11 protein-coding genes are annotated in these 15,721 nt (G+C 63.4%); 4 read left to right on the top strand and 7 right to left on the bottom strand.

Translation table 11 applies throughout. The features are described 5' to 3' along the window. Nucleotides 1–157: 157 nt before the first annotated feature. The 5 genes from ACYQ01_RS17260 to ACYQ01_RS17240 form a co-directional block, all read right to left on the bottom strand. Nucleotides 158–1,687, bottom strand: a complete 1,530-nt coding sequence (locus tag ACYQ01_RS17260) for an alpha,alpha-trehalose-phosphate synthase (UDP-forming) (RefSeq protein ID WP_459935059.1) — start codon at nucleotides 1,685–1,687, stop codon at nucleotides 158–160. Beyond that, on the bottom strand, nucleotides 1,677–2,489 hold the full coding sequence (otsB, locus tag ACYQ01_RS17255; protein WP_459935058.1) for a trehalose-phosphatase: 813 nt from the start codon (nucleotides 2,487–2,489) through the stop codon (nucleotides 1,677–1,679). The genes ACYQ01_RS17260 and otsB overlap by 11 nt, the downstream gene beginning before the upstream one ends. Continuing rightward, on the bottom strand, nucleotides 2,486–5,740 hold the full coding sequence (gene treS, locus ACYQ01_RS17250) for a maltose alpha-D-glucosyltransferase (protein ID WP_459935057.1): 3,255 nt from the start codon (nucleotides 5,738–5,740) through the stop codon (nucleotides 2,486–2,488). Before treS ends, otsB begins: the two co-directional genes overlap by 4 nt. Before the next feature lie 702 nt (nucleotides 5,741–6,442). Continuing rightward, nucleotides 6,443–7,582 carry a M20/M25/M40 family metallo-hydrolase gene (locus ACYQ01_RS17245; RefSeq protein WP_459935056.1) on the bottom strand — a complete coding sequence of 380 codons (1,140 nt, stop codon included), beginning with the start codon at nucleotides 7,580–7,582 and terminating at the stop codon, nucleotides 6,443–6,445. A gap of 464 nt (nucleotides 7,583–8,046) precedes the next feature. After that, nucleotides 8,047–8,226 (bottom strand): hypothetical protein, encoded by a 180-nt coding sequence (locus ACYQ01_RS17240; RefSeq protein WP_459935055.1) that lies wholly within the window; start codon nucleotides 8,224–8,226, stop codon nucleotides 8,047–8,049. A 314-nt stretch (nucleotides 8,227–8,540) separates the two neighbouring features. Between ACYQ01_RS17240 and ACYQ01_RS17235 the strand changes: the two genes are divergently transcribed. After that, nucleotides 8,541–9,224 (top strand): response regulator, encoded by a 684-nt coding sequence (locus ACYQ01_RS17235; RefSeq protein WP_459935054.1) that lies wholly within the window; start codon nucleotides 8,541–8,543, stop codon nucleotides 9,222–9,224. Continuing rightward, a complete protein-coding gene (locus tag ACYQ01_RS17230) occupies nucleotides 9,196–10,614 on the top strand; it encodes a sensor histidine kinase (RefSeq protein ID WP_459935053.1) in 1,419 nt (472 codons plus the stop codon). Before ACYQ01_RS17235 ends, ACYQ01_RS17230 begins: the two co-directional genes overlap by 29 nt. A gap of 5 nt (nucleotides 10,615–10,619) precedes the next feature. On the opposite strand, the gene ACYQ01_RS17225 is transcribed toward ACYQ01_RS17230, so the two are convergent. Beyond that, entirely contained in the window at nucleotides 10,620–12,080 is a 1,461-nt protein-coding gene (locus ACYQ01_RS17225; RefSeq protein WP_459935052.1) for a beta-barrel assembly-enhancing protease, read from the bottom strand. A 290-nt stretch (nucleotides 12,081–12,370) separates the two neighbouring features. Here ACYQ01_RS17225 and ACYQ01_RS17220 point away from each other — a divergent pair, with 290 nt between their 5' ends. Continuing rightward, nucleotides 12,371–12,634: a hypothetical protein gene (locus ACYQ01_RS17220; protein WP_459935051.1), complete on the top strand. Its 264-nt coding sequence runs from the start codon at nucleotides 12,371–12,373 to the stop codon at nucleotides 12,632–12,634. Nucleotides 12,635–12,671: 37 nt separating this feature from the next. Here the strand turns inward: ACYQ01_RS17220 and ACYQ01_RS17215 are convergent, their stop codons facing one another. Next, nucleotides 12,672–14,372: a bacteriohemerythrin gene (locus ACYQ01_RS17215; protein WP_459935050.1), complete on the bottom strand. Its 1,701-nt coding sequence runs from the start codon at nucleotides 14,370–14,372 to the stop codon at nucleotides 12,672–12,674. 102 nt (nucleotides 14,373–14,474) lie between these two features. Here ACYQ01_RS17215 and ACYQ01_RS17210 point away from each other — a divergent pair, with 102 nt between their 5' ends. Beyond that, nucleotides 14,475–15,497, top strand: coding sequence for a glycosyltransferase family 2 protein (locus ACYQ01_RS17210; RefSeq protein ID WP_459935049.1), 1,023 nt, complete (start codon nucleotides 14,475–14,477; stop codon nucleotides 15,495–15,497). The last annotated feature ends 224 nt before the right edge of the window (nucleotides 15,498–15,721 follow it).

The following is a 15,721-nucleotide window of genomic DNA, read 5'->3' as shown; positions in this document are numbered from 1 at the left end:
ATTGTGTGTTTCAAACGACCTGGCGCGTTACGCGTCGGCATTGAGCCGTAGACAAGGGGAAAGTTTTTGGGTGAGGGGAGGGGAGTCCCTTTTTTGAAAAAAAGGGGCTCCCCTCCCCAGTTCTTTTCTTTTCTTTTCGCCAAAGCCCGGGATGCGGCTATTGTTCGGGAATGCTGGTTTCGCCCAGGTTCCAGGGCGGCCCCATGAGTTGGCCGCACCCCTGGGCCAGTTCCGTGCCCTGGGTGGGAAAGTCTCCCAGCCGTCTGGAGAAGCTGGCCAGCAGGAAGGCGTCCACCCAGTGGAAGATGTCGAAGCGTCGAACGTGGTCGCGCATGGCCCGCATGTGTCGGCGTTTTTCCTTGTCCGGGGTGGTGAGCGCTTCCTTGATGGCCGTGGCCATGCCCTGGATGTCGAAGGGGTTGATCATGGTGGCGTGGCGATGGAACTCCATGGCCGCGCCGGCGAATTCGCTCAGGCAGAGCGTGCCCGAGCGGCGGACGTTGCAGGCCACGTACTCCTTGGCGACCAGGTTCATGCCGTCGCGAAGCGAGGTCACCAGGCAGATGTCGGCGGCCAGGTAGTAGAGGATGAGTTCCTCCATGGGCACGCCGCGCGAAATGTAGTGCACGGGGGTCCAACCCGGGGAGGCGAAGCGGCCGTTGATCTCGCCCACCATGCGTTCCAGGGTGGCTTTGAGTTCCCTGTACATGGGCACGTCTTCGCGGCTTGGGGCCATGATCTGCACCAGGCTCACCCGTCTGTGCAGTTCGGGGTTGGTTTCCAGCAGCAGGGCGAAGGCGTCCAGGCGTTCGGCCAGTCCTTTGGTGTAGTCCAGGCGTTCCGCGCCGAAGATGATGTGTTCGGTGGCGAAGGCTTCGCGCAGTTTGCGGGATTTTTCCACGGCCGCCGGGCGCAGGGCCACCTCGCTGAAGGCCTTGAAATCGATGCTGATGGGGAATGCGCCGACGCGGGTCTGGCGTCCTCCGGCGGTAAGGGAGACCACCTGGCCCCGTCCGCGCTGCTTGGCGTCCTTGTGGAGCCGTTTCACCGACTCGGCGAAGTTCAGACGGTCGCGCGGGGTTTGGAAGCCCAGCAGGTCGAAGCTCATGAGCGAGTCGAGCACCTGTCTGCGCCAGGGCAGCTTGAGGAAGATGTCCGCCGGGGGAAAGGGGATGTGCAGAAAGAAGCCCATGCGATTTTTGATGCCCAGATCCCGGATTTGGCTGGCCATGAGCATGAGATGGTAGTCGTGCACCCAGAGAAAGTCTCCGGGCTTTACGACGCCGGCCACCGCCTGGGTGAACTTGGCGTTGGCCCGGGCATAGGCTTCCCAGTAGCTGGGGACGAACCGGCAGGGCAGCAGGAACTCGTGAAACAGCGGCCAGATGATTTCGTTGGAAAATCCCTGATAGAATCCGGCCACGTCGTCGTCGTCGAGCTCCACCGGTTGCAGCAGGTAGCCGGCCTGGCGGGAGAATTCCCGGCACACCGCGCCCAGGCCGCTTTCGGAGGAACCCGGCCATCCGATCCACACGCCTCCCCGGTCGCGCAGCACCGGGGCCATCGCCGTGACCAGCCCCCCCGCGCCCTGTTTGAGACGAAGCGTGTCGCCCTCGCGTGTGACGGTCACGGGCAGACGGTTGGACACCACCAGAAGCCTGCTTTCCCTGTCGGTATCAGGATTCACGTATGATGCTCCTTTTTTGCGGGTTGAGCACGACGAAACGGCCAAGCAGGGTCAATACCTCCTGGGGAGGCTTGATCCAGAACGAGGCCTTGGTGGGTCTGGGCCGTTGGGACACCAGAATGCCCACCCCGCGCCCTTGCAGGGCGGCGAAGGCGTCTTCGTCCGTGGCGTCGTCGCCCAGGTAGAAAATGACGGCGTCCGGGTTTTCCGCGAGCAGGGTTTTCATGGCCTCCCCCTTGTTGTGTCCGGGCAGCCTGAGCTCCAGGCCGCCGTCGAAGGCGCACAGGTTGAGGTCGCCTTCCCGGGCTATTTCCGAGAGCTTGGGTTTGATGTCGGCCTCCAGTTCGGTGCGGGCATCGGGCGTCAGGCCGCGCCAGTGGACCGCCACGGCGTAGTTTTTGGTTTCCAGGCGTTCGGGATCGTCGACAATTCGGCGCGCTCGCTCCAACGCCTGGCGTTGGGTCGGGGACATTTGCGGTTCCGAGGGGGTCCGCTTTCGGGAGAGGCGCTCGGCTCCGTGGCAGCCCCAGATTTCCGGGGCGGGATGCACGTCGAGCAGCCGGGCCACGTTGGCCGCTTCCCTGCCGCTTATGACCACGAAACGGCTGGGGCCTTCGGTGGGCAGGCGGTCGAGCACCACGCGCATGCCCGCGTACGGGTAGGCCAGGTCGCGCCGCTCCCGGAAGGGGGCCAGGGTTCCGTCGTAGTCAAGAGCCAGTATCCAGGGCCGTCTGCGGGCGAAGACCTCCTGGGCCAGGGGGTTGTCGAGCAGATGGCTGAGTGTCATGGGCGATGTGTTCATGGCTGAGCCTTCAAGAGAGTTTCAAGCAGGTTGAGCAGGTGGGGGCATTCTTGTCCTCCTTCGCCGGCGTCGTGCATCATGCGGCGCAGGATGCGTTCGAAGCAAAAGACGTCGAGAAAAGTCCTTCTGTCCTCGGCGGCGGGAGGGACGAGCCCTTCGGGGTCGATGGTTTCGAAATAGGCCGAGAGAAACGCGCTGGAACAGGAGCGCAACCAGACCGTGGTCCAGTCTTCCAGGCGTGAGACGTCGGCCGGAGCGAGTCCGGGTTGGGTGCGGGGGCGGCGGGCGCTGACCGCGATGGAAACCAGCATGTCCGCCACGTCGCGAAGCGGTGAGCGCTTGATGAAGCGCTCGCCCAGGGGAAGGCGCACGTCGCCGTCGAAGTCCACCACGAAGAGGTCCCGGCCCTTGTGCAGGATGTTTTCAAGCTGGTAGTCGCCGTGGATGCGTATGCGTCTGCCCGCGGGAATGGGGCGCTGCATGGCCTGAAGCCGGTAGAGCGTCGCCGTGAGGGGCAGGGTGAGCGGCGGGCCATTTCGGCCTTGGGAGACCCGGGCCAGGGACATGGCGGCGTGGTGGGCGGTGTTGCGCAGGTTCTGGTAACTCGCGCGCCGGTAGAGTCCGGTGAAGGGTTCGGGCGCGAAGGCCTGCCCCGCGACCCGGGAGAGCGCGATGTGCAGGTCGGCCGTGAGCTGGCCCAACCGGCGGAAGAAGTCGAGCGGATAGCGGCCAAGCACGTCCTCTTCGTCCGACGTGGGACCGTAGGCGCTGAAGATCGAGGCTTCCTGGGACGCGGTCGAAGGAAACCCGGCGGCCAGGGCGCGGTCGATGAAGGTTTGCAGGTTCTGTTCGACAAAGGCCTGTCCGTTTTCGGAGTCGGGCAGGAATTGCTGGACCACGGCCAGGACCGTGTCCTGGACGCGCGGGCGTTCGTAGACCAGGGCGGCCAGCAGTTCCGGGGAGGCGCTGAAGCCGACCTTGGTCAGGGCGTTGAGCATCTGGGGTTCGGGATGGGTTCCCTGTTCGGGTTGGCGGAAAATCTTGAGCAGGGCGTGATCGCCCAGGGACCAGCACGCCGCGTGGGGGGTGTTGTTGAGCAGGCGGCAGGGCGCCAGTCCGGCTTCACGAACCGCCCTGGCGGCCTTGCGTCTCGAGGTGATGACCACGAATTCGCCTTCTTCCCCGCGCCGGGATCTTCCCGAAGCCAGAAATTCGGCCAGGGCGGCCACGGCGGTGGGCGCCTCGAACCCGTCGGCCAGGCCGGCGTTTTGTCCGCGCAACAGTCCCCTGGCCAGCAGGGCCTCGGGGAATTCGCTCTCTTGCCTGCTCAGGTCGTCGCCCAAGAGGGGCGCGAGCATGACAAAGCGCGTGGCGGGCTGGTCCTCGCCGATGCGTCCGTCGGCCAGGGCCAGGATGGGCGAGTCCGCCCGGGGGCCGAGGCGCACGGCGTCGATGCTGCGAATCTCGGCCGGACGAACCGGCGAGTGGGCCTCTTCGCCGGTCGCGGCCAGGGACGCGGCCAGAATGCGGGCCACCTCCTCGCTGAGCGTCCGGCTCGAAAGCGCTCCGGCGTTGATGGCGAAGAGCCGTCCCGGGTCCACGGGTTTCACGGGGCACGACGGCGTGGCCGAAAGCTGTTCGAGGTGCAGCCAAAAGTGGTCGTGCGGCCCCAGGGTGACCACGTACGGAGTCTGGCCGATGGTGGGAAACCGCGATCCGCCGAACACCTCGTGCGGAATGGAGCCCGCAAGCTCCCCCAATTCGAGTTCGGCCACCTGGGCGTAGCGCGACAGATTGACCAGCACGAGGAGTCTGTTTTCCTCGTGGATGCGCAAAAAGCTCAGGATTTTAGGATTGTCGCAGCGCACGAATTCCAGTCGTCCCAGGCCCAGGGCGGGCAGGGACTTGTACATGGCGATCACCCGGCGCATCCACCACAGCCAGGAGGTCTGGTTCTGCTCCTGGGTCTCCACGTTGACCACCTCGTAGTGGTACTCGGGATCGATGACCACGGGCAGATAGAGCGACTGGGGATTGGCCGTGGAAAACCCCGCGTTGCGGTCCGGGCTCCACTGCATGGGGGTGCGCACACCGTTGCGGTCGCCCAGGTGGTAGTTGTCTCCCATGCCCAGTTCGTCGCCGTAGTAGATGATGGGCGTTCCGGGAAAGGAGAACAGCAGAAAGTTGATGACCTCCATCCTGCGTCGATGGTTCTGCATGAGCGGGGCCAGGCGTCTGCGGATGCCCAGGTTGATGCGCGCCCGCTTGTCCGAGGCGTAGGCCCGGTACATGTAATCGCGTTCCTCGTCGCTGACCATTTCCAGGGTCAGTTCGTCGTGGTTGCGCAGGAAGGTGGCCCACTGGCATGTGGCGGGGATTTCCGGGGTCTGTTCCAGAATGTCCACGACGGGATGGCGGTCTTCGGTCCACAGGGCCATGAAGATGCGCGGCATGACCGGAAAGTGAAAGGCCATGTGGCATTCGTCCCCGTCGCCGAAATAGCGCACCGCGTCTTCGGGCCACTGGTTGGCCTCGGCCAGGAGCATGCGTCCGGGATAGCGGGCGTCCACATGGGCGCGCAATTCCTTGAGAAAAGCGTGCGTTTCCGGAAGGTTCTCGCAGTTGGTGCCCCGACGTTCAAAAAGGTAGGGCACGGCGTCCAGGCGCAGGCCGTCCACCCCCATGCCCAGCCAATGGTCCACCACCTTGAGCATGGCCTTGCGCACGGCGGGATTGTCGTAGTTGAGGTCCGGCTGGTGGGCGTAGAAACGGTGCCAGTAGTAGGCCTTGGCCACGGGGTCCCAGGCCCAGTTGGACTGCTCGAAATCCTTGAAGATAATGCGAGCTTCCCGGTACTTGTTCGGGGTTTCGCTCCAGACGTAGAAATCCCGGTGAACGGAACCGGGTTTGGCTAGCCGGGCGCGCTGGAACCACGGATGCTGATCCGAAGTGTGGTTGAGCACCAACTCGGTGATGACCTTGATGCCCCGTTCGTGGGCGTGACGCAGAAAGCGCTTGAAGTCGCTCAAGGTGCCGTAGTCCGGATGCACCGACGTGTAGTCGGCGATGTCGTAGCCGTCGTCGCGCAGGGGGGAGGGGTAGAATGGCAAAAGCCATACGCCGCCCACGCCCAGGCGTTCCAGGTAGTCGAGTTTCCCGATGAGGCCCTTGAAATCGCCCACACCGTCGCCGTCGCCGTCGGAAAAGGACCGGACGTGCAATTCGTACAGTATCGTCTGTTTATACCACATGATGTACCGTCGGATATTGGATGTCGCACAAGCGGTGAGGGGGAAAAAGACACGGGCGGGAGGGGGACGCCTGACTGAAGCCGGACCGGAACAGGCCGGCGCGAAGTGTTCGGACGAGGCCGGCGAAAACGAAGCGTCTTCGCCGGAAGGCTACGGCCCGCGCATGACGGATTTCGAATTGGAACGTGACGCCGCATGACCGTGACGGGACGCGCCTCGTTGCCCGACGTCTGGTAGTTGCCAGGGGAGCTTCTTTAGTGAACGCCGAGCGGGGCGGCGTCCAACGCAGCGGGGTGCGCCGGATTTTGGCAATGCGACAAGAATCGATGGAATGCATCTTCATATACACGGTCGTTGTTGGTTGATGAGAGAAAAATGCGCAATTTATAATTATGGGAGTCGTGCTCTATCAAAATCAGTACGCAAGAGAACGGCGTGGGTCAAGGCGGGCTGGACTTGGGGCGCTTGTTGAAAAAATATTGAAACTTGAGGGGTTAAAAGAGAGCCGTGGGCGAGGGAAGATGAAGCCGGGGTGAACTTTTGTTCATGAAGGGTTTCGTCTCCCCCTCTCGCAACGGCGGCGGGGACGCCGTGGGCATCGGGCTGACGGGGCCAAGCGGGCGTGAATCCCGCGGGGTTCAGGCCCGGCCGCGGGCGGAGTTTCTCGCTGGCGCGTTCAGGTCGCCCCAGGGGTCGAGCAGGTCAGGAAAGCGAGTCGCGATCCGTCTTGGCGGCGGTCAGGAGCAGGGCCAGGGCGAGTTCCGCGGTCTTGTACAGGTCGCGCTCGCTCAGGGACTCTTCCAGGGTGTGCGCTTTGGTCATACCGTTGGACAAGACCACGGTGGGCAGTCCGAAGGCATTGAAAAAATTGGCGTCGCTGCCTCCGCCCGTGGCCGCGAACACGGGTTCGAGTCCCACGTCGGCCATGGCCCGGGACACCAGGACGAGTTGGGGAGCCCCTTCGGGCAACCGATAGGGCGCGTACTCGCGCGTAACCCAGATGACGGCCTGGGCCCCGCAACCGGCGGCGGCCCGTTCGATGCTTTGCCGTATGGAGTCGGTCAAGGCGGTGAGGGCGTCCGTGTCGCGGCTTCGGGTTTCCAGGCGGAAGGATACCGCGTCCGGCACCACGTTGACGCTCTGGCCTCCGCGAATGCAGCCCACGTTGGCGGTGGTTTGGGAGTCGATGCGTCCCATGGGCAGCCCGGCCAGGGCCGTGGCCGCGGCCATGATGGCGTTGACGCCCTCTTCCGGGCAGATGCCCGCGTGGGCCTTTTTGCCGTGGATGGTCACGTCCAGGCGGTCCTTGCCCGGAGCCGAAACCACCGCCCGGCCCGGCGGTCCGTCCGTGTCGAACACGAAACCCAGGTCGGCCCGCAGTCTGGCGGGGTCCAGGTTTTTGGAGCCGTTCACTCCGCCTTCCTCGGCCACGGTGAATACCGCCTGTACATCGCCATGGGGAGCGCGGCTTTCGACGAGCACGGTCAGGGCTTCGAGTATGGCGGCCAGGCCGGACTTGCAGTCCGCACCCAGGATGGTGTCGCCGGCCGAGGTGATGATTCCGTCTTGGAGTCGGGGTTGGATGCCGGTAGCGGGCTCCACGGTGTCCAGGTGGGCGTTGAGCATGATCCTGGGGGCGTTGGGAAGCGTCCCCGGCAGGAAGGCGTACAGGTTTCCCGTGTTGCCGCCGATTGTTTCGGCCACGTCGTCTTCGTCCACCGAAAGTCCCAGACGGGTCAGTTCCTGGATCACCACGTCGGCCACGGCCCGTTCGTCGCCCGTGGGCGACGCGATGCGCACCAGATGGAAAAAACGCTCAAGCAACCGCTTTTTGTCGATCATAAGCAAAAACTCCGGTTGGCGAGGGTCGAATCAGCGCGTGAACCCCGTGGGAGAAAACGCGGGAATGGAACCCACATAGCCCGAGGCGCGCGGCAAGTCCAATCCGGGGGGAGGCGAGGGCGCAGGGCGTCGCGTCACTGGGCCTTGGGCGAGTCGATTCTTGCGGCCTGTTCAAAAAACGCTGGCAAGCCGCGAAAGAGTGTCAAGGCGCGAAGCGGAATTCGAAGACGCGCCGGCTTGGCTTGCGGAAAGCGGGCGCTGTCGGGGGCAACCGCTTGCGCAAGGACGCGGTTGTCATGTGAAAGGGACGAAAGGGCGCGGGGCAAGAAAAAACGAGGAAAAGCGCGTCGGTGTTTGTTCGGATCACCCGAAACGCGTCCCAGGCGGGGGTGTCTTTCGAGTACAGGGCTGTGGGCAAAAAAAAGGAGGCCCGAAGGCCTCCTTGAAACAGACAGGAACCAAGCCTAGTTGGCGGGAGCGGCCACGGGGGCGGCGGTCTTGGTCTTCTTTTTGGCCTTTTTCTTCTTCATCATCTCGACATACGAAGACTTCTTGGAGGTGTCGGTGGACTTGCCTTCGAAAGCGAAAGCCATGGAGCTGAACAGGAAGCAGGAAGCCAGAGCCAGCATGATGATCTTTTTCATGATGAATCTCCTCACGGGTTATTCTGTGTAAATGCGATTGCCTTGCATCCATTGAGCATCCAGCGTCGAAACGTCGGGTTTCACGTCTGGGTCGAGGCGAAAAATCATCCCTGCGTGGCATCGGCGATCCCTCGCTTCGACGCCCAAACCTTTACCGAAGCCTCAATTACTGAACTCTTACCCTAACATTACACGTTTGAAAGGCGCCGGAGGGGGCGTAACTTTTCAACAACTTGAAATCACATATGTATCATGATTGACATGGACGCCGGCCGGGACTAGCGTCCCAAATTCATGGCAAGGAGCCGCACGGTATGCGCATTCTCCTGGTGGAAGACGACCCCAAAATTTCGGCCTTCATCGCTTCGGGGCTCAAGCAGAACGGTTTCAGCGTCGACCACGTGAGCGATGGACAGGACGGGTTGCATCTGGCCCTGACCGAAAACTTTTCCGCCTGCATCATCGACATCATGTTGCCCGGCCTGGACGGGCTCAAGCTCATCGAAGAGATGCGCAAGGGCCGGGTGAACACCCCGGTGATGATCCTTTCGGCCAAACGCTCGGTGGACGACCGCATCAAGGGGTTGCAGACCGGCGGCGACGACTACCTGGCCAAGCCCTTTTCCTTTGCCGAGCTTCTGGCCAGGCTTCAGGCCCTGATTCGCCGCTCCACCAGCACCACCGAGGCCACCACCCTTTCCGTCGGAGATCTGTCTCTCAACCTGCTCACCCGCGAAGTGGTGCGCAACGGCCAAAGCATCACCTTGCAGCCGCGTGAGTTCACCCTGTTGGAATTTCTGCTGCGCAATCCGGGCAAGGTGCTTTCCAAGACCATGATCATGGAGCACGTCTGGAGCTACAACTTCGATCCCCAGACCAACCTGGTGGATGTGCTGGTCTGCCGCCTGCGCAACAAGATCGACCGCGAGTTCGAGCCCAAGATGCTCACCACCCTGCGCGGAGTCGGCTATGTTCTCAAAGCCTCTAAAGCGCCTTAAACGCAAGACCGCCTTTCGCCTCACCGCTCGCTACACGTTTCTTTACAGCCTCAGTTCCCTTCTGCTTTTCATCATCGCGTATGTCCTGCTTTCCTGGGTGGTCAGGGAGCAGGATAGACGCTTGCTTCTTGAAAAAATAAACGAATACAGCTATATAGAAAGAAATCGCGGCGCTTCGGCCCTGGTGGATTTCGTCCGCCGGGACGCCGAGGACGACGAGGATTCCGATTTCTTCGTGCGGGTGGAAAGCCCCTCGGGAGCCGAGCTTTTTGTCCTGATTCCTCAAGGCTGGAAGCCCTTGCCCTCCGACCTGTTCGACAAGCGCTCCAGCGAACGGTTCCAGTGGGTGCAGTGGCGTCCCAAGGACGCCAGCGACTTCTACGAGTTCGCGGTCAAGCGCCTGCCCGACGGGGTGGTCTTGTTCGTGGGCGGCGACGCCAAGGAGCGCGAAGACCTGCTCAGTCAGTTCCAGAAGATTTTCGCCGGCATCACGGTCACCGTGGTGTTCATCGGCCTGGTGGTGGGCGCGCTGCTGGCCAACCGGGCCCTGTCCCCGATCCGCGACCTCATCGCCACGGTGCAGTCCATCGAGCTGGGCAGCATGGACGCCCGCGTGCCCATGCGCCAGGGCGAAAGCGAACTCGTGGAGCTGGCCCGGCTCTTCAACTCCATGCTCGACCGCATTTCGACCCTGATACGGGGCATGCGCGACGCCCTGGACAACGTGGCCCACGATCTGCGCACGCCGGCCACCCGCGCCCGGGCCGTCATCGAAACCGCCCTGGCGCAGTCGGGAGACGACAAGGAGGCCCTGCGCGAGGCCCTGATGGATTGCGCCGAGGAAACCGAGCGCATCATGACCATGCTCACCGCCCTCATGGACATCTCCGAGGCCGAGACCGGGACCATGCGCCTGTACAAGGAGCGCCTCGACGTGGCCGACCTGATCGAGGAAAGCGCCGAGCTCTACGAGGACTTGGCCCAGGAACGCGGAGTCACCCTGGTGACCGATTCGCCGGCCGGGCTTTTCGCCATGGCCGATCCCACGCGCATCCGCCAGGTCCTGGCCAATCTGCTTGACAACGCGCTCAAGTATTCCTGTCCGGGGGGCAAGGTGGAGCTTCGGGGACGGCTGGAAGGGGGGGACGTGCGGGTGAGCGTGCGCGACGAGGGCGAAGGCATCCCGCCGGAGGACATCCCGCGCATTTTCGACCGTCTGTTTCGCGGCGACAAGAGCCGCACCCATCGGGGGCTGGGTCTGGGGCTTTCCCTGGTGCGGGCCGTGCTCAAGGCCCATGGCGGAGAAATCGGCGTGGAGAGCGAGGTGGGCCGGGGGTCGTGTTTCACCTTTACCCTGCCGGGGGCCGGGGGGCTTTCCGGGCCCGCCTGATCACATCACATCATGCCGTGCCTGGGCCAGTACTCGCTGCGTTCCTTGTAGACGCGTTCCAGCCTGTCGTATTCGCGCCGCTGGGGTTCGGTCCGGGTCATGGCGCGCACCTTTTCCATGCGCATGCGGCTTTGCCGAGGATCGTTGGCGTACACCGCCGCGTAGGCCATGTTCAGGTAGGCGTGAAAGTAGTCGCCCGCCGCGCCGCAGATGCGTCCGTACTGGGAGTACACTTCCGGGGCTTCGGGGGCGCTTTGCGCCACTTTCGCCATAAGGGCCATGGCCTGGGCGTACTGGTTTTCCTGCGACAGGTAGTCCGCGTATTCGTAGGAGGCCACCATGTCCTTGGGATTGGCGTTCACGGCCTGTTTGAGCAACGCGCCTCCCCGGTTGAAGTCGCGCAGCTTCATGTAGAAGCGCCCGGCCTCCCGGGCCCACAAGCTGTCCGAGCCGTTTTCGGCCAGGGCCTGTTCGAAGGCCCGCTTGGCTTCGGCCGTGTCGTTGGTGCGGCCCAGGGCGACGGCCAATCCCAGACGGTCCATTTTGGTCATGGCCGCGCCCTTCTTGCGATAGTAGGCGATGGCCGTTTCGGGTTTGCCGTAACGCGAGCGCAGGATGGTCTGCACGCGCAGGAAGCGTTCGTCGTTGTCCTTGCGGTTGGCCACGTTCTTGGGCATGCGCGCGATGCGTTCGTTCAAATACCCCACGCGTTCGGCCAGACCCGGGTGGGTGGAAAGATAGGTCGGAAGAGAGCCCGAGCCGGTGAAGATGCGCATACGGTTGAGCACGTCGAAGGCCATGGGCAGGCCGCGCGGCGGGTATCCGGCCGCCACCAGGTAGTTCATGCCCACTTCGTCGGCTTCGCGTTCGTCCGTGCGGGAGTAGTTGAGCATGGCCTGGGTGGCGCCGGCCTGGGAGCCGATCATGAGCGCCGCGCCGGCGTCCCGCTGGCCCGTGGCCTGGCCCAGCACGAACCCGGCCAGCACGCCGGCCAGGGACGCGATGCTGATGGCCGCCGACTGCTCGATGCGTTTGGCCACGTGGCGTTGCGTGACGTGGGCGCATTCGTGGGCCAGCACGCCGGCCACTTCGGATTCGTGGTCCATGTTGAGCAGAAGTCCCGTGAACACGAACACGTAGCCCGCCGGAGCGGCAAAGGCGTTGATGGCGTTGTCTTGCACCACGGCGGTCTTGAAGACGAAGGGCTGGGGCGGCATCTGCCGGACCAGGCGGTCGACGATGCCGCGCACGTAGTCCACGATTTCGCTGTCCTCGATCATGGGCAGCTTGGAGCGCACGAGCACGTTGAACTTGTCGCCCAGTTCCTTTTCGTCCTTGATGCCGAAGTTGAACACACTGGCCTTGGCGGAAGTCGTGACCAGGGGCGCGGGAAAAAGCATCAGGACGGCGAGGATCGTGGCCAACAGGCGCACGACGGTCTTTGGGGCGCGTTTTGCGGCGTGCATGGTTCTCCCTATAATCCCTTTTTGCCGGGAGGCAAATGGCCGGGCCGAATGCGGGCTCGGCGTGCGTTGCGCACGCGCACGCGCACGCGCGCGCCCCGCCCGGCCGGGCCGGGGGGACAAAGCGTTTTTCCCGTGTCGGGGAGTCACCCGCCTGCGATCGGCAAGGACCATGTTCCCTCTTGAAAAACGCGGGATTGTTTTTCAATGTCGCGACTTCGGAAAAAACGTTACGAAACGACAACCAGACGTCGGGTCTTCCCGAGGGAGGATGCCGGCGCGGGGAGCGCGCTGTGAGGATTCAGGGAACCATCATCGAAGAGCATGAAGACGGCCCCTTTGCGGTGTTCGTCGTCACCGAGGAGATCATGAACGATCCGGCCAAGCGTCAGGCCAAACTCGACGCGCTGGAGCCGTTTTTTCCCGAGGTGCCGCTGGTGCTGCTCGCGCCGGACGCGGCCGGACAGCCGGTCTTCCACGGCCCCCAGGAGCTGGTGGACACCATAAGCGACCGGCCGTTTTTCGGTTTTCTCTGGCGCGAATACACCCTGGAGTAGGGGCCGAAACAAAACGGGGCCTTGCGGCCCCAGTTTTTCAGGCTTTTTCCAAGCCGTGTTCCAGAAAGAACGTTGAGTAGCGCTTGTCCGTCTTGGCGATGTGGTTCACCAGCCAGTCGCGCAGGAAGTTCATCATGTCCATGGACATGGCCGCCTGGCCGGACTTGAACTGGTTGATGTAGGCCACCACCTGGTCGGTCAGGTCCTTGTGGATCTTCTTGTGGGAGGCGGTTTCCGGGTAGCCGAACTGGTCGAAGTACTTTTCTTCGGTGCCGAAGTGCATCACGGTGTAGTTGGCCAGCTCGTCGAGCAGCTTGGCCATAACGGCGTTGCCTTGTCCCGAGCGCATGGCCACGTAGAGTTTGTTCACCAGATCGAGCAACACCTTGTGCTGCGTGTCCACGATCTTGACGCCCGTGGCCAGGTCGCTGGTCCAGGGAATGAGCACGTCGGAGTCCACGCCGGCCTTGAGGTCGGCGATGAGCACGGACAGCTCGCGCGACAGGTCCGAGAGTTCGAGCACCGCCCGGGTGGAGTCGTGGATGCCGTCGGCGATTTCGCTGGTCACCTCCCGCACCTCGGCGATGGCCTGGCTGATATGGTTCGAGGTGGCGGACTGCTCCTCGGAGGCGGCGGCGATGGCGTGGATCTTGCCCGTGTTGTCCTCGGCGTAGCGCAGCACTTCGCCGGCGGCTTGGCCGGCCTTTCCGGCCAGTTCGGCGGCCTCGTCGGCCCGGGCCACGGCATGCTCCATGCTGCTCACGTTGTCGTGGATGGCCTTCTGAATGGCCACGATGGACTCTCCCACTTCCTTGGTGGCGAGCATGGTCTTTTCGGCCAGCTTGCGCACCTCGTCGGCCACCACGGCGAATCCGCGCCCGGCCTCTCCGGCCCGGGCCGCTTCTATGGCCGCGTTCAAGGCCAGCAGATTGGTCTGATCGGCGATTTCGTTGATGACGTTGATCACCCGGTCGACCGATTTCGCCTGGTCGCCGAGTTGCCCCATGTTTTGCATGAGCGCGGTGGTGGCCGCGTTGACCTTGGCGATGGCCCCGACGGCCTCTTCGGCGATGCCCGCGCTTTGTCCGGCGTACTCCTTGGAGTGCTCGACGCTGACCGAGGCATCCGAGGAACTGCTGGAAATGTCCAGGATGGCGCTGTTCATTTCGCCCATGGAATTGCCGGTCTCCTCCATGCGCTGGCGCTGCATGTCCGCGCCTTCGGAGATGCGTTCCATCTGGGTGGACAGGGCTTCCGCCGAAGCCAGGACCCGTTTGGCCATGTCCTCCAGCTTCGAGGAGGCCGACACGAGATTGTCCGAGCGGGAACGTTCGGCCAGGCGCGAGGCCGCCTGGGCCTGGCGGATCGAGTCGTCGCAACTGGTCTTGAGCGAAACGAGGAGCGCCTCGCGTTCCCGGGCGGCGACCTCGTCACGGGCCTTGCAGTCGGTCAGGTCGTACAGGCAGGTAAAGATCGCGTTGAGTTCTCCGGGGGCGGAGTACTTGGCTTCGTGCACCAGGCACTGGTTGGACGAAGCCTCCCGGGTCAGGGCCAGGAGCTTCCCCAGGGGGGAAGAGACGAACGCGGATTGGATCAGCGTGGCCGCGGCCAGAAGAAAGAACAGTCCGCCCGCCGCGATGGCCGGACCGTCGGCCTGGCCGACGGACCAGACCAGGATATAGAGGGAAAGGGCGCAAGCCGCAGCCAGAACTCCAAGTAATATATGACGAATGTTCATGGTTCCTCCAGGAGCGAAGGCAAGCTATAGCAAAACCAAATCGATATCAACATGTGTATGATTTGGCCAAATTTCAGGAATGTCGCAACCGAAACGACCCTCATGAAGAATCCATCCATTTCCGTCTTGTTGCCCGTGCGAAACGCCGCCGACACCATCGGCCCGGCCTTGGAAAGCCTGTTCGCCCAGACCTTCGAGGATTTCGAGGTCGTGGCCGTGGACGACGGTTCGGACGACGGGCGCACGCTGCACACCCTCGAAGCCTTTGCCGGCAGGGATTCCAGATTGCGCCTGGTGCGTTTGGAACACGCCGGAATCGTCCAGGCGCTCAATCGGGGGCTGGACCTGTCCCGGGCCCGGTTCGTGGCCCGCATGGACGCCGACGACATGTGCCATCCCGATAGGCTTCGGCTCCAGGCCGGGTTTCTGGAACGCAACCCGGACGTGGACGTGGTGGGCTGCCTGGTGCGGTTCGGTGGCGACCGCGCGCGCTGTCCGGGCTATGCCGGGCACGTGGATTGGCTCAACGGGCTGCGCACGCACGAGGAGATGGCCCTGGGAGTGTTTCGCGACGCCCCCTTGGCGCACCCCTCGGTCATGGTGCGTCGCCAGGCGTTCGAACGATTCGGCGCCTACCGGCAGGGGCCGTTTCCCGAAGATTACGACCTGTGGCTGCGCTGGCTGGAGGGCGGGGCCAGGTTGGCCAAGCTGCCCCTGGAGCTTTTGACCTGGAACGACCCGCCCGGACGGCTCTCGCGCAGCGATTCCCGCTACGACGCCGAGGCGTTCCACCGGCTCAAGGCCGGGAGCCTGGCCCGGTGGCTGGCCGCGAACAATCCTTTTCACCCGGACGTTTACGTGGTGGGAGCGGGGCGGGTGAGCCGGCGCAGGGCCGAATACCTGTGCGCCCATGGCGTGCGCGTGAAGGCGTATCTGGACGTCGATCCCCGCAAGGTGGGAACCCTGCGGGGGGGGCGTCCCGTTTTGCGTCATGACCAATGCCCGGGCCCCGAGGCGTGTTTCGTGGTTTCCTATGTGTCCAATCCCGATGCCTGGAGGCGCATAGACGCCCTGTTGCGGGGGCAGGGATTCTTGCCCGGTCGAGGGTTTGTGCTGGCGGCCTGAGCCGGAACAATCGATGACAGGTCACCGATAATCGTCAATTATGGCAGAATCTCCCGATATTCACGCATGACTTCGAAGGTCCGTTCTTCGGTTCGAGATCGGGCAGGGGGGGGGAGAAAAATTAACTTTCTGAATTTATTGCCTTTACGCTAAAAGAAGCGACAGCCAGAAAAAGGGGTTTTTCCTGGCGTGAGGCCCAGTTAGTGGAGTATAGAATAAAAGTT

It is taken from the genome of Fundidesulfovibrio butyratiphilus (genome assembly GCF_054657235.1).
This window is presented reverse-complemented; position numbering and strand designations above follow the sequence as displayed.